At 61.8% G+C, this 19205-nt stretch carries 21 protein-coding genes and 2 pseudogenes; 10 read left to right on the top strand and 13 right to left on the bottom strand.

The genetic code is table 11. The annotated features are described in order from the left end of the window. The 3 genes and pseudogenes from I8N66_RS27810 to I8N66_RS27820 form a co-directional block, all read left to right on the top strand. A pseudogene (locus I8N66_RS27810) lies at positions 1-181 on the top strand (hypothetical protein); the annotation flags it as partial. Between the two features lie 206 nt (positions 182-387). Then, positions 388-1068: a hypothetical protein gene (locus tag I8N66_RS27815; RefSeq protein ID WP_113537855.1), complete on the top strand. Its 681-nt coding sequence runs from the start codon at positions 388-390 to the stop codon at positions 1066-1068. Between the two features lie 168 nt (positions 1069-1236). Next, positions 1237-1659 (top strand): SufE family protein, encoded by a 423-nt coding sequence (locus I8N66_RS27820; RefSeq protein ID WP_113537856.1) that lies wholly within the window; start codon positions 1237-1239, stop codon positions 1657-1659. Positions 1660-1801: 142 nt separating this feature from the next. On the opposite strand, the gene mucR is transcribed toward I8N66_RS27820, so the two are convergent. From mucR to I8N66_RS27860, 8 genes are all read right to left on the bottom strand, one after another. Beyond that, the gene (gene mucR / locus I8N66_RS27825; RefSeq protein ID WP_043620098.1) at positions 1802-2233 is read right to left on the bottom strand and encodes an exopolysaccharide biosynthesis transcriptional regulator MucR; all 432 of its coding nucleotides are present in this window, start codon (positions 2231-2233) and stop codon (positions 1802-1804) included. Positions 2234-2635: 402 nt separating this feature from the next. After that, a complete protein-coding gene (mnhG, locus tag I8N66_RS27830; protein ID WP_291160817.1) occupies positions 2636-2995 on the bottom strand; it encodes a monovalent cation/H(+) antiporter subunit G in 360 nt (119 codons plus the stop codon). Continuing rightward, positions 2992-3375 carry a cation:proton antiporter gene (locus I8N66_RS27835; RefSeq protein ID WP_291160819.1) on the bottom strand — a complete coding sequence of 128 codons (384 nt, stop codon included), beginning with the start codon at positions 3373-3375 and terminating at the stop codon, positions 2992-2994. Before I8N66_RS27835 ends, mnhG begins: the two co-directional genes overlap by 4 nt. Next, complete coding sequence (locus I8N66_RS27840) at positions 3372-3848, bottom strand: Na+/H+ antiporter subunit E (protein WP_291160822.1); 477 nt, start codon at positions 3846-3848, stop codon at positions 3372-3374. Before I8N66_RS27840 ends, I8N66_RS27835 begins: the two co-directional genes overlap by 4 nt. Continuing rightward, entirely contained in the window at positions 3845-5407 is a 1563-nt protein-coding gene (locus I8N66_RS27845; protein ID WP_291160825.1) for a Na+/H+ antiporter subunit D, read from the bottom strand. The genes I8N66_RS27840 and I8N66_RS27845 overlap by 4 nt, the downstream gene beginning before the upstream one ends. Positions 5408-5414: 7 nt before the next feature. Then, positions 5415-5792: a Na+/H+ antiporter subunit C gene (locus tag I8N66_RS27850; RefSeq protein ID WP_291160828.1), complete on the bottom strand. Its 378-nt coding sequence runs from the start codon at positions 5790-5792 to the stop codon at positions 5415-5417. Next, positions 5792-6211 (bottom strand): Na(+)/H(+) antiporter subunit B, encoded by a 420-nt coding sequence (locus I8N66_RS27855; RefSeq protein ID WP_291160832.1) that lies wholly within the window; start codon positions 6209-6211, stop codon positions 5792-5794. The genes I8N66_RS27850 and I8N66_RS27855 overlap by 1 nt, the downstream gene beginning before the upstream one ends. Further along, positions 6208-8568, bottom strand: a complete 2361-nt coding sequence (locus tag I8N66_RS27860; protein ID WP_291160835.1) for a putative monovalent cation/H+ antiporter subunit A — start codon at positions 8566-8568, stop codon at positions 6208-6210. Before I8N66_RS27860 ends, I8N66_RS27855 begins: the two co-directional genes overlap by 4 nt. 428 nt (positions 8569-8996) lie before the next feature. Between I8N66_RS27860 and I8N66_RS27865 the strand changes: the two genes are divergently transcribed. The 3 genes from I8N66_RS27865 to I8N66_RS27875 all read left to right on the top strand — a co-directional run bounded on the left by I8N66_RS27865 (position 8997) and on the right by I8N66_RS27875 (position 11760). After that, positions 8997-10622 (top strand): EAL domain-containing protein, encoded by a 1626-nt coding sequence (locus tag I8N66_RS27865; protein WP_291160838.1) that lies wholly within the window; start codon positions 8997-8999, stop codon positions 10620-10622. Positions 10623-10717: 95 nt separating this feature from the next. Then, on the top strand, positions 10718-11125 hold the full coding sequence (gene msrB, locus I8N66_RS27870) for a peptide-methionine (R)-S-oxide reductase MsrB (protein ID WP_291160841.1): 408 nt from the start codon (positions 10718-10720) through the stop codon (positions 11123-11125). Between the two features lie 110 nt (positions 11126-11235). After that, entirely contained in the window at positions 11236-11760 is a 525-nt protein-coding gene (locus I8N66_RS27875; RefSeq protein ID WP_113537864.1) for a hypothetical protein, read from the top strand. Between the two features lie 7 nt (positions 11761-11767). Here the strand turns inward: I8N66_RS27875 and I8N66_RS27880 are convergent, their stop codons facing one another. Then, a complete protein-coding gene (locus tag I8N66_RS27880; protein ID WP_291160845.1) occupies positions 11768-12424 on the bottom strand; it encodes a hemolysin III family protein in 657 nt (218 codons plus the stop codon). A 352-nt stretch (positions 12425-12776) separates the two neighbouring features. Here I8N66_RS27880 and I8N66_RS27885 point away from each other — a divergent pair, with 352 nt between their 5' ends. Further along, entirely contained in the window at positions 12777-13115 is a 339-nt protein-coding gene (locus I8N66_RS27885) for a GNAT family N-acetyltransferase (RefSeq protein ID WP_291160848.1), read from the top strand. A gap of 46 nt (positions 13116-13161) precedes the next feature. Here the strand turns inward: I8N66_RS27885 and I8N66_RS27890 are convergent, their stop codons facing one another. Next, the gene (locus tag I8N66_RS27890) at positions 13162-13506 is read right to left on the bottom strand and encodes a TraR/DksA C4-type zinc finger protein (RefSeq protein ID WP_113537867.1); all 345 of its coding nucleotides are present in this window, start codon (positions 13504-13506) and stop codon (positions 13162-13164) included. A gap of 62 nt (positions 13507-13568) precedes the next feature. Further along, positions 13569-13991 (bottom strand): universal stress protein, encoded by a 423-nt coding sequence (locus tag I8N66_RS27895; RefSeq protein ID WP_113537868.1) that lies wholly within the window; start codon positions 13989-13991, stop codon positions 13569-13571. Positions 13992-14295: 304 nt separating this feature from the next. On the opposite strand from I8N66_RS27895, the gene I8N66_RS27900 reads away from it, so the two are divergent. Continuing rightward, positions 14296-15159 carry a VOC family protein gene (locus tag I8N66_RS27900; RefSeq protein WP_291160854.1) on the top strand — a complete coding sequence of 288 codons (864 nt, stop codon included), beginning with the start codon at positions 14296-14298 and terminating at the stop codon, positions 15157-15159. 60 nt (positions 15160-15219) lie between these two features. On the opposite strand, the gene I8N66_RS27905 is transcribed toward I8N66_RS27900, so the two are convergent. Continuing rightward, positions 15220-15576: a helix-turn-helix domain-containing protein gene (locus I8N66_RS27905; protein ID WP_291160862.1), complete on the bottom strand. Its 357-nt coding sequence runs from the start codon at positions 15574-15576 to the stop codon at positions 15220-15222. 132 nt (positions 15577-15708) lie between these two features. Between I8N66_RS27905 and I8N66_RS27910 the strand changes: the two genes are divergently transcribed. Then, complete coding sequence (locus I8N66_RS27910) at positions 15709-16548, top strand: SDR family oxidoreductase (RefSeq protein WP_291160858.1); 840 nt, start codon at positions 15709-15711, stop codon at positions 16546-16548. A gap of 222 nt (positions 16549-16770) precedes the next feature. After that, positions 16771-18930, top strand: coding sequence for an inverse autotransporter beta domain-containing protein (locus I8N66_RS27915; RefSeq protein ID WP_291160860.1), 2160 nt, complete (start codon positions 16771-16773; stop codon positions 18928-18930). Positions 18931-18984: 54 nt separating this feature from the next. Here the strand turns inward: I8N66_RS27915 and I8N66_RS27920 are convergent. Continuing rightward, positions 18985-19205 (bottom strand): annotated as a pseudogene (locus I8N66_RS27920) (hypothetical protein); the annotation flags it as partial.

Genomic DNA, 19205 nt, shown 5'->3' on the forward strand with positions numbered 1-19205 from the left:
GACCGGTACGGTCACACCGATGATGACCGGTACGGTCACACCGATGATGACCGGCACGGCCAAGCCGGCAGCCGATGTGGCTGCTGCGGCCGAGGTCAGCACGATCGACGCAGAGCCTGTGTTCAAACGCACGCCCGTTCCGGAAAAGCGCCTCGACCCCAAGGCCGCGTTCATCCAGTAACCCACACGTTCCCGGTCGCGCCCAGTGGGCCGCCCCACCCCATTCGCAACTTAACTGCCTGACTTGCCGCCCCGTCGTGGCCGCCGCGAGGATCCCATCCCCTCGCGGCGTTTTCTTTTTTGGGCGCAACCGCTGATCTGTTCACAGCCAGCCACGCACAAGCCGTGGCTGCTTAGGTCCGCCGCACGACAAGCGGAGGCACCCCAATGCAGATCTACGGGCTTTTTTCGAATGCGGGCGTGACACGACCGGCGACACCCGGCACGACGACCGCGGTCGAAGGCAAGAGCCCGGCCTCCGCTGCCTTGCTTCTTGGCTCGGACGAAGACACTGCCGATCGTGCGGCTGCGGCCAAGAAGAAGATCGATGACATCAAGGAACAGCTTCGGATGCTCCGGTTCTTTGCATCCGATCCGGAAACGCTCGCAAGGCTTGCCAAGCAACTCGCTCAGCAACTCGGCACGGCTGCCCAGCAATTGGCCGGCGCAGATGGTGCCGGAGCGGCAAATGGTGCTGCCGCCGCTGCGGCCGCTACGGCCTTGGCAGATGCGGGCAGTGCGCCAATGCAAGACGCGACGGCCGGAGACGATACCCCCACTTCCCCCGAGCCGACGAGCTTTGCCGAGCGCGCCTATCGCGAATTCAGCGACGATGACCGTGGACCCGGTACCACGGCGAAGGTGGCCGCCGAACTCAAGTCGGCTGCCGAACAGATAAAACAGCTCCTGCGAAAGGCAGAGCAGGAACTGCGCAGCGAGGGGGCTGCCCGTGACGCTGACGATGCCCGCGCGGCCGGCCATGCCTTGTCGGCAGCTGTCGGCAAGCTCGGCGGGTTCGACGCCAGCGCCGGCAATGCGCTCGCCTTCCCGACAAGCGTTTCGATCTGACCGCACCGGCGAAAGGCAATCGCGAATGACGGTTCTCAACCGGCTCGCCATCCCCTATATGAGGGCTGAACGCCTGCATGCCTGATGGCAATGGGCATGAACAGGGACGAAGCTCGTTCACGGTAAGGACCGGCGGGCGTATAATTTCCCGATAACTGGACCCGGACCATGACGACGCTTGACCAGATCATCGACGATTTTGCCTTCCTCGACGAGTGGGAGGATCGTTATCGCTATGTGATCGAACTCGGCAAGGCGCTGCCGGAAATGCCGGAGGCCAAGCGCACCCAGGAAAACAAGGTCCAGGGTTGCGCCAGCCAGGTCTGGCTCGTCACCCAGACGGCAGGCAATCCGGAGGATCCAGTCCTGACCTTCGAAGGTGAATCGGATGCGCACATCGTGCGCGGCCTGGTCGCGATCGTGCTCGCCATCTATTCCGACAAGCATGCCTCGGAGATCGCCAAGATCGACGCTATCGATACCTTCGGCAAGATCGGCCTGATCGAGCACCTGTCGACGCAGCGCGCCAATGGCCTGCGCTCCATGATCCGCCGCATCAAGAACGAAGCGGAGCTTCGGCTCGCCGCTTGAGCCATTGCCAGCGCCGCCGCAGCGACAGCGCTGCTGACGGCAAAAACACAAGAGCCGGACGCTCAGGCCCGGCCCTTTGTGATCAAACCAGATACCGTCAGGCAAATCGCAGCACCAGCCGCTTCACCGGACGGTTGAAGTCTTACTTGCCGCGACGCTTGCGACGCTGGCCGAGGCCCATTTCCTTGGCGAGACGCGAGCGTGCTTCCGCATAAGCGGGCGCGACCATCGGGTAGTCGGTCGGCAGGTCCCACTTTTCGCGGTACTCTTCCGGCGACAGATTGTGGTGGGTCATCAGGTGGCGCTTCAGCGACTTGAAGGTACCGCCGCACTCAAGGCAGGTGATCTGGTCATCCTGAACGGACTTGCGGACGGAGACGGCCGGCTTCGGCTTTTCAACTGGGATGACGACCGGTGCCGGCGCCGCGGTGTTGTTGAGCGCCGAGTGCACATCTGCGATCAGCGTGGGAAGCTCGGCGACAGGAACCACATGATTGCTGACGTAGGCGGCAACAATTTCCGCCGTCAGTTCAACCAGAAGTTCATGGCTCGCGCCAAGCGCTGTTTCAGTCATTTCTTTCTCCTATCGGACTTCAGCACAACCCGAGACGGCGTCTCGGGGGAGGAACGCTTGCAAGAGCCGCCAGGAAGCCTTCGCTGCCTTGGGATGGACCATCAAACGCGGCAAGGACAAACGCCGTCCGCGATATCAAGAGTAGGAATTCTGATTACGAAACCTGCTGCCGAGTCACCGGGACGACCGAACTCTCAAAGCAACAACCAACATTCACAACTCAAGCTGGAATTTCAGATCAAAGTATTTTCCACGACGACACTTTACATTTACTCGATTAACATCGATGCGTGAAATGTCCAAACATAAATTTGCCGATACTTAGCAAGTTTATCTCCAAATTGCTAAAATGGCCACACTTCATCGCAAAGTTCTGAAATACAGATTCAGAAATGTCGTCGATCAGCGGCGACGTGGCTCTTCCTTTTGTGGAAGCTGATCTACGACTGACAGTTTCGTAAGTTTGTAACCGGCCTGATGTGCCGCCTTTGCCAAGAGATGAGCCGAAATTGGGGCAGTCAGAACAAAGAAAAAGAAGCCCGCGAGCGCGCGAATCAATATTGCCGGATCCAAAGAATGCACGCCCGCGGCCAGCAGCAACAGGCCCGAACCTATAGTTCCGGCCTTCGAAGCCGCATGCATGCGTGTGTAGAGGTCGGGAAAACGCACGATACCGATCGCCGCAAGCAGCGAGAAGAGTGCGCCGATGATCAACAGAGCTGCAACCAGCACAGCAATGACGACATCCAGGACAGGGTTCATCGGCGCCCTCCCTTGCGCTTGCGGCGCATCGCATCGGACCGCGGCGAGGGCCCGCGCTTTGCCTCCGCCAGGACGCGCTCGGCGTTTGCTGTCTCCGGCGAAAGACCACGAGCCAGAATGAAGCGGGCAAAGGCGACCGTCGCAAGGAAACCGACGAGGCCAAGGGCGATGGCAATATCGATGTAGAGGTTGAAGCCGGTGCGGATCGCAACGACGGCAATCAGACCGATGGCGATCGCCACCAGCATGTCGAGGCCGAGCACGCGGTCCGGCAAGGTCGGGCCGCGGATGATGCGCCAGACAGTAATCAGAAGGGCAGCAGACAGCGCGATAAGTGCAAAGCCTGTCGCGAAGGCTTCGATCTGGTCTGGCAGGCTCATTCGAAAGCCTCCTTTATCCGCCGTTCAAAGCCGTTGGCTATGTCACGCCTGAGGCCGCCGGGATCGGCACAATCGAGCGCGTGGACGTAGAGCGTGCGTCGGTCGTCGGAAACGTCCACCGACAAGGTCCCAGGCGTAAGCGTGATAAGATTGGCGAGCAACGCGATTTCGAAGTCGCTCTTGACCGTCAAGGGATAGGCAAAAATGCCGGGCTTCAGCTTCATCTTCGGCTGGATGACCATGAGCGCGACCTTGGTTGCCGAGATCGCCAGCTCCTTGAAGAACAAAGCCGTCAGCAAGAAAAGCTTGAGCGGACGCACCGGATAGGTGACGGGCTGGAGCTCGCGCCGGATCAGCCACAGAGACAGCGCCCCGACGGCAAAGCCCAGGATCAGATTGGCGGGCGAGAAGCTGGCGCTGATCGCCCCCCAGATCGCCGTAAATATCAGGTTGATGGTCAGGAACTTGGTCACGAGCCACCTCCCGGGAAAACCGAGTTCAGGTAGGCCGAGGGATCGGCAAGCCCGGACGCAGCACTTTGAATGGTCGCAAGCAGCGGCTCCGGGTAGAGACCGATCGCCAGGGCCAGCACGGTCAATGCGGCGAGCGGCAGGAGCGCGGCGGGCGAGATCCTCCCAGATGCCGTTGCGCCGTCCCCGGCCGCCGCATTGCGCCAATAGGCCAGCAGGAAGAAACGTCCTGTAACGACGGTCGTCAGGAAGCCGGTAAGAAGCAGGGCTGCCGCCAGCCACCAGGCGCCGATATCGAGTGCCGCCTTGACCAGCATCACCTTCGGCCAGAAGCCGGAGAATGGCGGCAGGCCGGAAACGGCAAAGGCAAGCATCAGCGTCAGCGCCGCAAAACCGGCGTGGCGGCGATAAAGGCCTGCAAGCGACGAAAGCGAGAAGCTGCCGCCGAGCCTGGCCGCGACGCCCGACGCGAAGTAGAGCGCCGTCATCACGAGCATCGAGTGCAGCGCGTAGAAGATCGCGCCGCCGATGCCGCCCGGTCCACCGACGGCGATGCCGGCAAGGATCGAACCGATGCCCGAGATCACGAGATAACCGAGCATGCGGCGGAAATCCGACTGTGCCAGCGCTCCGAATACGCCAACGAGCATGGTCAAAGCGCCGGCAAGGGCAATAACGAAGCTCAGTTCCTCGCGCTGGAGCGGCAAGAGCATGACGGTCACGCGGATCAGGGCATAGATGCCGACTTTGGTGAGCAGGCCGGCGAAGAGCGCCGACACCACCACGCGCGGCGTGTGATAGGAGGCCGGCAGCCAGAAATTGACCGGGAAGGCCGCCGCCTTCATGCCGAAGGCAAGTACGAACAGCGCCGTCAATGTCATCAAAGGCGCCGTGCCGCGGAGGCCCTCCGCCTTGCGCGCGATATCGGCCATGTTGAGCGTGCCGAAGCTCGCGTAGAGATAGCCGGTGGTGATCAGGAACAGTGTGGTCGCGACCAGATTGAGGAAGCCGTATTTCACCGCGCCGTCGATCTGCTCGCGCTCGGAGCCGAGCACAATCAGGCCGAAGGACGAGATCAGCAGTACCTCGAACCAGACATAGAGATTGAAGATGTCACCCGTCAGGAAGGCGCCGGAGACACCCGCCATCAGCAACATCAGGAACGGGTAGAAGCCGTAGCGCCGGCCGCTGTCATTGATGGCGGCGAGCGAATAGACCCCGCCGGCAAGCGCCACCACCGAGGCGGTGAGCGCAAAGAGAGCGCCCGTCAGATCGACCGTAAACGCGATGCCGAACGGCGGCAGCCAGCGTCCCATCACCATTGTTACCGGACCGCTCGCGAGCACGTGCCGCAGCAGGAGAACGTCGACGACAACGAGTCCGGCGAGGCCAAGGACGGCGATGCAAGGGTGCCAGTCGATCTTCCGGCGCAGCATCACGAGCAGCGCTCCGATTGCAAGACACCAGGCAACCGGCAGGATCGCCAGCCAATCGGCAGAGGCGACGGGCTCGAGAACGAGTGCTGCGGAAAGATCTGCGGGGGAAGCGGTAGAAGCGGCCATGGGTCGGTCAGTATCCAAGCGGCGGAGCCGGCTCGTCCTTCGGCTCGGCGACGCGCATCTCGTCGGTATTGTCGGTTTGCAGCTCCTCGTAGGCGCGCCAGGCCAGAACCAGCAGGAAAGCGAAGAAGGAGAAGGAGATGACGATCGCCGTGAGGATCAGGGCTTGCGGCAGAGCGTTTGCTGCCGGTCCCGTGAGCGCATCCTGGTGGCCGGGAATGACCGGCGGCACGCCGCGTGTCAGCCGCCCCCCGGCGAAGATCAACAGGTTGACCGCATTGCCGAGAATGGCAACACCAAGCAGCACCCGGATGATGGATTTCGACAACAGCAGATAGACGGCGACCGTGAAGAAGATGCCGACGAGCAGCGCGAACCAGGCTTCCATCACTCGCCTCCCCGCTCTTCGAGCGACAGCGCTATCGAGCTGATCGCCCCGACGACGACGAGATAGACGCCGCAATCAAACAGCATCACTGTCGAGAGCGGGACTTCCAGGCCGAGAACCGAGGGATAGATCCAGAGACCGGTCATGAAGGGAACCCGGGCGGCAATCGAGATCAGGCCAGCGACTGTCGCTGCGAAGAGCCCCACGCCGGCAATCGCCATCGGGTGGAAATAGATGGCGCGGCGCACGGTCTCGACGCCGCAGGCAATGCCGTAGATCGCTAGCGCGGAGACTGCGATCAGGCCGCCGATGAAGCCGCCGCCGGGCTCATTGTGACCGCGCAGCAGCACGAAGATCGAAAACAGCACCATCAGGCTGGTCAGGAACGGCGCAACGGCCCGGAAGATCACCGATCTCATGCACGCTCCTCCGCATCCGGATCGTTGTCGGCGATACGGCGGAGCGAACCGGCCCGCAGGCGAACGAGCGAGAGGATCGCGAGGCCGGTAACCATCACCACGGCGATTTCACCCAGCGTGTCCGTGCCACGGAAATCGACGATGATGACATTCACCACATTTGCGCCATGCGCGATCGATTTCGAATAGAGATTGAAGAATTCCGTCAGCGTGGCGTCAAAGGGAACCCCCGTCGCCTTCAGCAGCATCAGGCCGAAGCCGAGGCCGCAGGCAAGTGCGATGGCGAAATCCGGAACCTTCTGGGCGAAGGGTCGGTGGTCGGAGGGCGAAAGCCTGAGCCGCGTCATCACCAGCGCCAGAACGACGACCGACAGCGTCTCGATCATGAATTGGGTGAAGGCAAGGTCCGGCGCGCCGTAGAGCAGGAAGATGACGGCAACGGCAAAGCCCTGGATACCGAGCGAGACGATTGCCGTCAGCCGGTCGGGCGCGAGAACGACGGCAACGAGACCGATGACGGCAATTGCCATGATCGCAAGCTCGTGCAGCGGCACGTCGGGCGCGAAGAACGGCGCGCGCGGCAGTTCGCCATAGGATAGCGGCACGACCAGCAGCACGAAGGCGACGAGGATGAAGGTCGCGGTCATGTAGACGTCGAGGCGGCCGGACTGCAGCCGGCGCGTCAGCGCGACGGAGAAACGAACGAGCCCGCGGATGAACTGGTCAAAGCCGCGATCCGGCCCCCAGCCGATATCGGCAAGGATCGTCGCCATGAAGGCCCGCAGGCGATCGAGCTTCAGGTAGAAAACGATGCCGATCAACACGGTCGCGATCGACATGGCCAGGGGCACCCCGACATGCGGAACGACGGATATCGTGACCGTCCGCGGTTCGCCCGCAATCGCCGATGCCATCGGCGTCGAGACGAGTTCGTGGGTCAGCCCCGAAAGCAGGGCGGCGGAAAGCCCCTTGGCGGCAAGCAGCGCCGGCCCGAGCCAGAGCAGCAAGGGAGCCTCGTGCGGCGCTTTCGGCGTCTCGACCTTCGCACCGATGAAGGGCTTCAGGGCAACGGCAAATGCCACCGCAAACATCAGCGCATTGCCAACGATCGCGATTGCCGCAAAGACCATGGAGCGGCGGTCGAAGCCCGAGAGCGCATAGTAGATTTCCTCCTTGGCGATGAAGCCGAAGAAAGGGAAAAGCCCGCCCATCGAAAATGCGGCTGCAAGCGCAATGACGAAAGTAAGCGGCATGGCGGAGCGCAAGCCCCCAAGTCTGGTCACGTCGCGCGTGCCTGTCTCATGATCAATGATGCCGGCGACCATGAAAAGGGCGCCCTTGAACAGAGAATGCGCCACCAGATAGAGCACCGCCGCTTCAATCGCATGCGGAACGCCGAGGCCGGTCAGCATGATCAACAGGCCGAGCGAGGCCATGGTCGTATAGGCGAGCATCAGCTTCAGGTCGCTCTGGCGGCAGGCAAGAGCAGCACCTATGACGAGCGTGGCGCCACCGAAGAGCGGCAGCAGGATCTGCCATTCGGGCGTGCCGCCGAGCACGGGATTGAGCCGCATCAACAGATAGACGCCGGCCTTCACCATCGTCGCCGAATGCAGGTAGGCCGAAACGGGCGTCGGCGCTTCCATCGCGTTCGGCAGCCAGAAGTGGAAGGGGAACTGCGCCGACTTGGTGAAGGCGCCACCGAGGACAAGCAGGAGCGCGGCCAGATAGAACGGGCTCTCGCGCATCTCTGCGCCAAAGGCCGCGAGCAGCGAAAGCTGGGTGACACCGCTGACGTTCCAGATGATCAGCAGACCGGCGAGCAGGAACAGCCCCCCTCCTCCTGTCACGACCAGTGCCTGAAGGGCTGCGCGCCTTGCCGCTTCGCGCGAATGGTCGAAGCCGATCAGCAGGAACGAGGTAATCGAGGTCAGTTCCCAGAAGACGAACAGCATCAGGAAGCTGTCGGAGACGACAACTCCGAGCATCGCCCCCATGAACATCAGGATGAACGAGAAGAACCGCCCCTGCTGCGGATGGCCTTTCAGGTAGCCGCCGGAATAGAGCACGATCAGCATGCCGATACCGGCGATCAACAGGACGAAGGTCAGCGACAGACCGTCGATCAGCCAGGAAAAGCTGACATTGAACGACGGGATCCAGGCATAACCGCCGGTGACCACCTCGCCTTTGGCCACTTCCGGCCAGAAGCGGGTGAAATGCAGGACAATGGCGGCTGGAAAGAGTGCGAGCACCCAGGCCGCGTTATGGCCGAGGAAGCGCGTGAGCAGCGGCGCGACCAACGCCCCGACGAAAGGGAGTGCGAGAGCCAGAAATGTCAGGGCCGCAACATCCATCGTCCTGGCCTACTCCTTTATGTTTTCACCGTACAATCAATCGAACACCCGACATAAAAGAAGGGCTATGGCGCCTCAAGCCTTATCCAGATAAAATCGACGTTATGTGCCGATAAGTCGCCGCGACAGAACGCAAGAACAGTCCATGCACTATCAGATTCGTTCATTTCATGCGGCGTCGACCGACGACAATTAAAGCGCTGTTAGCAAAATATTCAGTTGCCGTCGCAGCAGGATCGAACGTCCTAGAATTGGGACAATAAGACGTGGTAGTTGTAGGTAAAGGCTTCTTCAATTCAAAATAATACGACGATTGGATCAGCGTAGCCGGCGACACCAACGACTGCTCGTAACGCCTGCCTTCGACGATATCTGCGCACCGCCGGGCTCCGGTTCATCGACGGTCTTTCTGGCGCAGGCAGCATGCAGTGAAGACCACAACGATCACGGGCGAGGCCTGCTTGGAACGATCTCGCATAGTCGTCATTGCCGGTATCCTGGCTGCACTCGGCGCGATCCTGCCGATGCTCGCTGCCTATTATCTTTCCTGGTCGATCGCGGTGCGCAACGAGCAGGCGCAACTGGCGCGTCTTGCCGACTCCGCGGTCATGCGGGCCGATTCGGCGCTGAAGGAGGCCACGCGCGCTCTGAAAACGGCCAATCGGTTCGGCATGCCGGCATGCGCGGAAGCACATGTCTCTGCCATGCGCTCCCTGGTCGTCAATACGGCTGCCATCGAAGATATCGGTTACTTCGAGAACGGACTGTTGAGATGCACCTCCTGGGGCGCCCCACCTCGTCATCTCGTCCGCTCACCGCCGGCCGACTTTACCACCGACAACGGCATCGAAGTGATCGCGCGGACCTATCCGACGATCAGCACCGGCGTCGCCATGACGGCGTTCCGCGACCGATCCTACACTGCACTGACGAATCCGGTTCGTTTCGTCGACGTTATCGCCGAGCCCGGCACACGAATTGCCGTTGCCACCAGGACCGGCATCGTCGTCAGCACGCTGAACGAGCCGCATGCGTCGCTCACGGCGCGGCTCGCCGACCTTCCGAAGACGGGCAAGGACGCGGAGGATCTGTTTGCGACCTCCAGGGGATCGAACTGGATTGCGGTTGCGAGTGCCCCCAGTATCGCCATCCTCAACGACATGGACCGGGAACGACTGCTGCTGCTCCCGGCCGGCGCGCTGATCGCAGCGCTGATGGTCGGTCTCGTCGTCTGGCTGTCGCGGCGCCGGCTTTCGCCGCTTGGCGAACTTTCGATCGCCGTGCAGCGGCGTGAATTCGTCGTCCACTATCAGCCGCTCATCGAGTTGAAATCCGGCATCTGCGTCGGCGCCGAAGCGCTTGTGCGCTGGCGGCGTCCCGATGGGCAGATGGTCCGTCCCGACCTCTTCATCCCGCTGGCGGAAGAGAACGGTCTGATTGAAGAAATCACCGATCAGGTCATCTACGCCATGATCGCAGAACTCAGAACCATCCTTCTTGCGGACCGCTCGCTGCACATCGCCGTCAATCTCGCCGCCGATGACATCAAATCGGGGCGCATCCTGCCGATGATGGACACGGCGCTGAAAAGCACCGGCATACTGCCCCAGCAGATCTGGCTCGAAGCGACCGAGCGCGGCTTCATGGACGTGAAGTCGGCCCGCGCGACGATCGAGGAGGCTCGCCGGCGCGGACACTCGGTGGCGATCGACGACTTCGGCACCGGCTACTCGAGCCTGCAATATCTGCAGGAACTGCCGCTCGATGCGCTGAAGATCGACAAGTCCTTCATCGACACGATCGGCACAGACTCCGCCACAAGCTCGATCACACCGCACATCATCGACATCGCCAAATCGCTCGATCTGCACGTCGTCGCCGAGGGTATCGAGCGACAGGAACAGGCCGACTATCTGATCGAGCGCGGGGTGCAATACGGCCAGGGCTGGCTTTTTTCCAAGGCGCTGCCGGCCGCCGAGTTCATCGCCTTTTACAACAACAGCAAGCGCCAGCGCGGCGCCGGGCCAGCGGTAATCCGCCGCGAGATCGCCTGACGTCACGCCTGTCGACCTTAGGGCGCAGACGCCTACTTGAATTGCACCCTTCCTGTGGCGTTCCTATATAGTCGCCGCAATGACAGGAGATATCCATGACGAACGTAAAGACGCCCAGGGTGGTGAAGACCGACGCGGAATGGCGGGCCATGCTCTCGCTAGAACAATACCGCGTCACCCGGCAGCAGGGTACCGAGCGTCCGTTCACCGGTCCTTTCCTCAACAACAAGCAGACCGGCACCTATGAATGCGTCTGCTGCGGCCGAGCCCTCTTCCGCTCGGACACGAAGTTCGATTCCGGCTGCGGTTGGCCGAGCTATTTCGCGGCGATCGACGACCAGGCGATCCGCGAGATCGAGGATCGCTCGCACTTCATGGTGCGCACGGAAATCCGTTGTGCCGACTGTGACGCGCATCTCGGTCACGTCTTTCCGGACGGCCCGCCGCCGACCGGGCTTCGCTACTGCCTCAATGGCCACGCGATGACGTTTACCGAGGATTGACACTGACGCGCGGAAGGAGTGGCATGGGGCCTGATGTTCCACTAGGAACAGGCCCCGCGCCGCAACCGTGCTATCTAGACTTTGGGTCGAGCAAGCGAGAGGAGGTCCGCATGCTGCGCATTCTGACAGCACTCACGCTTCTGCTCTCGTCTCCCCTGAGCGCTGCGGCTGCCGATGATTGGATATCCTATGCCAATGCGCGTTTCGGCTACGTGCTCGACATTCCGCCTGGCTTCGAGCTGCAAAGCCAAGGCGACAACGGCGACGGCGCGAGTTTCCAAGCCAACGACAATGGCGCCACCCTCTCGGTTTTTGGCAGCACATTGCTGGATGGCGACTTCGAGACCGACGTCAACGAACGCATCGGCGTCGAACGCGATGGCAGCTGGCGCATCGCCTATTCGCGAGTGACAGCGGCCTGGGCAAGCTTTTCCGGCGTGCGCGGCGAGGAAGTGTTCTATACGCGCGCCATTGCGCTCTGCGACGGCAGCGCCGCCTATTTCCGCCTGCAATACCGCAAGAGCCGCCTCACCAGTTTCGACGGCGTGATCTCACGCATGGCGGAAGCCCTCAGGCCCTCGGAGGGCTGCCAGCATCCACCCATCGCCGCGGTTGCAGGGGAAGCGCCAAACTGATCGCGGCTCAGGATGCGGCGCTGAAGCAGGTGAGCACAGCCGAATAGTGTACGGCTGCACCGGTCACGACGAAGCCGTGCCAGATCGCGTTCTGGAAGCGCAGCTTTTCCCAGACATGGAAAATCACACCGGCGGAATAGATGATGCCGCCGATCAGGATCAGCACCAGCGTCGTCGCCGTCAACGCCGACAGGAGTGGTCCGACAGCGAGTATACCGCTCCAGCCCATGGCGAGATAAAGCAGGATCGCCAACCGATCAAACCGGCCAGGAAAAAGACATTTGATCGCAACGCCGAGGGCAGCGATCGCCCAGATGCCGATCAGCATCACGAACAGGAACGGGTCGTCCAGGCCACGCTGCAGAAACGGCGTATAGGTCGCCGCGATCAGGACGAAGATCGAGGAATGGTCGAAGCGACGCAGGAACCATTTGGTCCGCGAAATGGGATAGAGATTGTAGAGAAACGAGATCGACAGCGTCGCAAGCAATCCTGCCCCGTAGACGGCCGCAGCTGCAAGCTGGCCGCTCGTGCTCCAAAGCGTCGCATAGAAGATCAGCGCCGTGACACCGACGAGTGCAGCGGCAAGACCAATGCCATGCACGATACCGTCGGCAATCAGTTCCGAGCGATCATAGTTCCATTTGACGCCAGCAAACTCCACGCCATCCCTCTCCGGATTTCTGTCTTCTTCTGCGGCGCACTCATAGCTTTCGCGCCATCATCGTCATCCTGCCACAGCACCGAGCCGCCGCAAAGATATGCGCCGTGGCGAAAGCATCAACTTTTGCAACGCATTACAACAATTCCATGACACGTCGGCAAAGCGCGTAAGGCCTTGTTCGCAGGCTCGGCGATAACCACATGCACCCGCACGCGATGCCATCGGGAGAAGAACCATGCCAGCCTTGCACGCCCCTCAGCCGGAACAGGCCGCTGCACTCAGCGACCTTTGTCTGCGATCGAAAGCCGTGTGGGGATACGATGCCGCCTTCCTGGAGGCATGCCGTCCGGCGTTGACGCTGACGGCCGAAGACTGGACGGATTCGGATCTGCAGATCGCCGTGGACGGCGACCGGATTCTTGGCCTGGCCCAGGTCCGTTTCGATGGCCGAGTCGCTGAACTCGACAAGCTCTTCATCGATCCGGACGCCCGTTCTGCAGGCGTTGGCCGTCGCCTTTTTGACTGGTGTGTGGAAGCGGCGCTCAACCGCGGCGCCACAGTCATGACGATCGACGCCGATCCGGGCGCGGCCGACTTCTATCGCCGCATGGGAGCCGTCGACGACGGCGTGATCGCATCGACGGTAATCCCCGGCCGTTTCTTGCCGAGACTCAAGCTGGAGCTAGGATAATGCCCCGAAGCCGCCGCGGCGGAAGCGGCGGCGATCGTTCGAAGGCTCACCTTGCGCCGCGAGCCACCTCGGCCGCACATTCCTGACAGAGCGGTGCATGAGGAACCGCCTGCAGACGCGCTGACGAAATCGGCAGGCCGCAGCGGACACAGGTGCCGAAGGTGCCAGCGGCAATCCGGTCGAGTGCCGCGTCGATCGCGCGGATCTCCTCCTGCCCTGCCAGACCGAGACCTTCCAGAACCTCATCGCCCTCGCGTTCGGTCACACGATCCGGCACATCGGCGTTCATGGGCTCATCGAGATCATGCTCGATCTTGACCAGCCGCCCCTGCAGTTCCTGCTTGCGGTGGGTGAGGCGGTTGCGAAAGTCGTCAAGCGCAAACTTGTCCATCTGAAGACTCCTCGGCGGTGGCGGCGCATGATCGCGCCGCAGCCGCTCTTATTGTTGGCAGGTTACCGGTCGACGAGTACGGCGCAAGGGCAATGGCTGACCACCCGGCTTGCGGTCGATCCGATGAAGTAGTCGATGAGGCCTGGCCGATGAGAGGCGATGATCACCAGATCGGCGTTCTCTTCGCTCGCAAGGGCGTTGATGGTGCCGGCAGCACCACCGGTGCGAATCTCGACCCGGCCGTTGATCCCATGCTTGGTCTTGAGGTCCTCGAGCGTCTTCTTTGCCTGCTTGCGGGATTCTTCGACCATCTCCAACGGGAAATCGACGATCATGTAGCCTTGCGCATAGGCATTCAGATCCTCGACGACATTGAGCAGGACAATCTCGCCCCCTTCATCGATCAGCTTCTCAGCGATGCCCAGCACGGATTCGCCGTGCTCAAGCTGATCCATTGCAATCGGGACGATGATCTTCTTGTACATGCTGTACTCCTTCTGTTGCCCTCACGGATCGCAGCGCCAGATGTGGCGGGCCAATCCCTCGTCTGGAGATTGCGCCTCGACAGCTTTCCCGGCTTTGATTGAAATCAAATCGAAAGCGCCGCGCTCGCGTGACCCTACTCAAGGTGAGGTAGGGCGACGGCATCCACTGTCAACGCTCATCGAACACAACATCAAGCGACTGACGGGCTTCCGTGAACGGACGAGCCGGCCCATATTCCGAGCAACAGTTTCACCGAAACTGAGCCGGCTGACCGGCTGCGGTTTCGATGCCAAGGAGGCAGACATGACAGATATCCCGACCGACCACGCCCTTGCCATGCCGGCGCATGTCGACCACGCGCATCTGGTCGTCCAGGACCTGCCCGTCGTCTCGGCCTGGTACCAGAAGATCATGGGCTTGAAGCCGATCGAAACGAGCAAGAGCGGCGAGACGCTCGGCGTTGACGGACGCCCGCTCCTCAGCCTGACTACCGAAGGCAACGCTGCCAGGGCGCCGCGCAATGCGCCTGGTCTCTTCCACAACGCTTTTCTGGTGCCGAACCGTGAGGAGCTTGGCCGTTGGCTCGCCCATGCCGCGCGCAACAACATCAGGCTGCAGGGCGCTTCCGACCATCTGGTCAGCGAAGCGATCTATCTCGCCGATCCCGAAGGCAACGGCATCGAGGTCTATCGCGACCGGCCGCGCTCGGAATGGAGCTTCAAGCCCGACGGCACTGTCGGCATGGACACGTTGCCGCTCAATCTCCAGGCGCTCTATGACGAAGCGCCCAAGGACAATTGGGACGGCATGGCTGACGGCACCGCCATCGGCCACATCCATCTGCAGGTCTCCGATATTCCGCAGGCCGACGCGTTCTTCCGCGATGTGCTGGGACTGGGGCTGATGGCACGTTATCCGGGCGCGAGCTTCTTCGGCTCGGGCAAGTACCATCATCACGTCGCCGCCAATATCTGGAACTCGCGCAACGCACCGAAGCGGGAGGGCCATATGACCGGGCTTTCGGACTACACGATCCAGTACAAGGTCCCGGCTGAACGCGCGGCCGCCCTTGCCAAGCTCGATGCGCTGGAAATCGCTGTGAACCGCGCCGGCGATAGCTACAGCCTCATCGATCCCTGGGGCATCGGCCTCAAGCTGGTCGCCTGACCCCTCTCTCCCGGCCCGCAAACGAATGATGTTTGCGGCAACTCGTCGGCCGCAGCCGCCTCAGGCACTGCGGTCGTATTTTTGCTGCGCCTGCAGCACCGCTTCGATGTTGTCCTCGGCCCAGCGCGTCAGGGCGGCGACCGTCGACCTCAGCGTGCGGCCAAGCGGCGTGATCGCGTATTCAACGGTTACCGGCACAGTGGCAAAGACGCTGCGGCTGACGAGACCATCGCGCTCCAGCTTCTTCAGGACCTGTGACAGCACCTTTTGCGAAATGCCGTCGATCTCACGCTTCAGCTGGTTGAAACGGACCGGCTGCTCATCGAGCTTGCCGAGCACCAACACCGCCCATTTGTCGGCAAGGCGATCCAGCACCAAACGCGTCGGACAGGTCTGGATATAGACGTCGTATTCCATCAGGCGCTCCACACGACGGTTTCCGGCGGGAAACCATGTCACCAAAACCTGCCTCCTTTACAGCATTTTTCTCCGCTTATATCTAGTATCCATTCGCAACGTAGTTTCACTTGGATACTAAGGAGCACAATGATGTCAGGCAAGATTCTGGTTCTCGGAGCAAACGGAACGATCGGCAGCAAGGTGGTGCAAGCGCTGGTCGTGCGTGGTGAGACGGTCAAGGCCGCGTCCCGCAAGGCGACAGCCGTTGACGGCGCCGAAGCCGTCGCCTTCGACTACCTGGACGCAGCGACCTTCGGGCCTGCCCTCGACAGCGTCGACCGCATCTTCGTTCTGACGCCCGGTGGCTACCTCGACCCGCTGGGCCTTCTTAGCCCGATCGTCACAGCGGCAGCGGCGCGCGGCATCAAGATCGTGCTGATGACCGTCATCGGCGTCGATGCGGATGACAAGATCCCCTATCGCCAGCTAGAACTGCAACTCGCAAAAACCGGCGCGCCCTTCGTCATCCTTCGCCCCAACTGGTTCTCCGACAACTTCCAGACCTACTGGATCGAGGGTATCCGCCACGGCGCGATCGCGGTGCCGGCGGCCGAGGGCAAGACGAGCTTCATCGACACCCGCGATATCGCCGCAAGCGCCGTGGCCGCGTTGACCAGCGATGCCTTCAACGGGCGCGCCTTCAACCTCACCGGTCCAGAAGCGTTGAGCTATGGCGAGGCCGCCGCCATCCTGTCGCGCGTCACCGGTAACCCGATTGCGTATGCCCCCGTTGACGACGACACCTTCGTCGGCATTTTGACGGGCGCAGGCGTGCCGGCGGACTATGCGGGCTTTCTTGCCTCGATCTTCCATCCGGTGCGCGAGGGCCGGGTGGCACAGCCGACCGGCGACGTGAAGACGCTAACCGGCCATGAGCCGCGCAGCCTGGAAACCTATGCCAAAGAAAACGTAGCAGCACTCAAAGCCTAGGCCGCTCTCTCCTACCGGTCCGCCCGCCGACTGGCGGGCGGCTCCGATGCCGGATGGGACATTCCTTAAAGTTGCGAACGCCCCGCATCCATCCGCCTGCGTCAACACGCCGCTGGATAGTTGTGCGTTCGCCCATCAATAAACTTGAGTATTTTACTCACGTATTTTAACCGCATGCCCAGACGGCCTCGCCCAAGGCCGCATACATGCGGAGTTAATGATATGAAAAATAAGAATATTTTTATGGCCGCCCTGGCAAGCAGCACCTTGCTTTCCAGTCCGTCCCTGGCCGTCGACTTCCGTCCGCAGACGGAAATCGAAGGTGGCTTCTTCAGCGGCGGCTCGGATGCGAGCGGTGGCTTCTTCCTGCCCTTCGTGCTCGATTCGGGCAATGCGATCTTCATCGATACACGCGGAACGATTGCCAATGATTCCGTCCGCCAGGGCTCGATCGGCGCGGGCTATCGCTTCCGTGCCAATGACCAGTGGATCATCGGTGCCTACGGCTACTACGACTACCTGAAAAGCAGCTACGGCAATTCGTTCAGCCAGCTGTCCCTCGGCCTCGAGGCATTGAGCGGCGACCTCGAAATGCGCAGCAATTTCTACCTGCCGCTGACCGGCGCGAAGGCGCTGAACGCCTTCAACACCGCCTATGTGCGCGACCACGTGCTCGTCATCCAGGAAGGCAAGGAACGGGCGCGGCGCGGCGTCGACGCCGAAATCGGCGGCCGGCTGCCGGTGTTCGAGGGAGACTCAAAGGTGCAGCTCAAGGTCTTCGGCGGCAGCTACTGGTATGGCGGCCGCAACCTCGACGACATGTTCGGCGCAAAGCTGCGCGCGGAATTGACTTTTGCCGACCTGCCAGGTCTCTCCGAGGGCTCGACCGTGTCACTCGGCGTCACCGGTACCTATGACAACGAGGACAAGCTGAAGGGCGCAGTCATGGCGCGGCTGCGCATCCCATTCGGCGCGACCGGCTCGGCCAACGATGCCTTCGACCCGATGACGCAGCGCGTCGAGCGCGCGACCGGGATCCGCACTCACGCCGGCGCGACCGGCGATATCGAAGCGGCGCAGTTCGCCGACAGCGGTCGTGACGCCGGCCGCGTGGTCACCGTTTCCTCAACCTCCGGCGATGCCGATGCCATCAACGCGCTCATCGGTTCGGCGGGTACGAACGCGCTGATCCTTGCCAACGGCGACCTCGGCCTCGACCGGACACTGGCCCTCCAGAACGGCCAGACGCTTCTTGGCGGAGGCGGCGTACTTGCGGTGCGCGGCGCAAGAAGCGGCGCGACGGCGACCTTCGTCAACCAGGGTGCTGCCACCACCATCACCGGCTACAACCCGGCCCAGGACGTCATCGCCATGGCGTCAGGCAGCACCATCTCGTCGCTTGCCGTCCGCGGCGGCCTCGCCGGTATTTCGGCGACCGATGCAGCGAACGTGACGGTCGACAACGTCGACATTTCAGCCACCAACCATGACGGCATTCGCTTCGCGCGGGTCGACGGCGCGCTCGTTCAGGACAGCCGCATCCACGACCTCTTTATTTGTGAAAACAACACGAGTTGCGAATTCTCGGTCTACAATCCGAACAAGGCGCCCTTTGCGGCCGTCAGCTCCGTCGGCAGCCGCGACGTGACGGTGCGCGACACCGCGATCGACAAGGTGACCTATGGCGTCTTTGCCGGTGGCGAATTCAAGAAGATCAGCCGTACCGAATATGAACTGGTCACCGGTACGGAAAACGTCACGCTCGACAATGTCACGATCAGCAACTCCCGCCGCGAAGGCGTGCTGCTGGTCGCCGGCAAGGACGTCAAGCTCGACCGCGTGACCATCGACAATTCCAAGCAGGACCGCGACATGGATCTGGTCGTGCTGCAGGGCACCTCCGACGTGGCGATCAACGACATGCGGCTCATGGGCGGCATCAACGGCCTGATGCTGATTTCGAGCCCGAACCTCGATGCCACCACCACCAATGTGAACGTGAAGGGCTTGAAGGTCGACGGCACACGCAATGCCGGCATCTTCTTCAACCCGGTCTCGGGGATCTCGCTTACGGACGTTGCCATCACCAATGCCGGCACCTACGGCGCCTATATCTACGGTAGCGACTACGCGTTCCTGGGCGGGCCAGTCAGCAACATCGTGCTGAACAACATGACGGTCGACAAGGCCGGTAAGGCAGGCCTCTACTTCTCGGGCCCGGCCGAGGACATCAAGGGCAATGTCAGCGTCACCAACACGCCGAAGGATTGCCTGCTCGACATCGGCTGGTCGGCCGGAACGATCACCCAGCCGCCGGGCTCCGTGTTGACCGTCAACGGCACCAAGCTTGACCAGGGCAACGCCGCCACGCGTTGCCGCTAAGGACGCAAGTCACGCCCGGGAAACCGGGCGTGACTTCTCTGACGTTCGCTCGGATTAACCCGATCGCTGGCACTCGAAGGTGACGACATGGTCACCGTGTTGCGGCGCGCGGCCAAATGCATAGTCGCCGGTAACGACGATATCGACGAAGCCGGCGGCCTGCAGCGTGAGCACCATTTCCTGAACACCCCACCAGCGCATGGTGAAGAACTCGAGCTCGCTTGAGAACGCTGCGTCTTTCCAAGGTGAAGACCCCGATCCTGATTCTTTCCGGC

The organism is Ensifer sp. SSB1, from assembly GCF_016652895.1.
In the GTDB taxonomy this organism is placed as follows: domain Bacteria; phylum Pseudomonadota; class Alphaproteobacteria; order Rhizobiales; family Rhizobiaceae; genus Ensifer.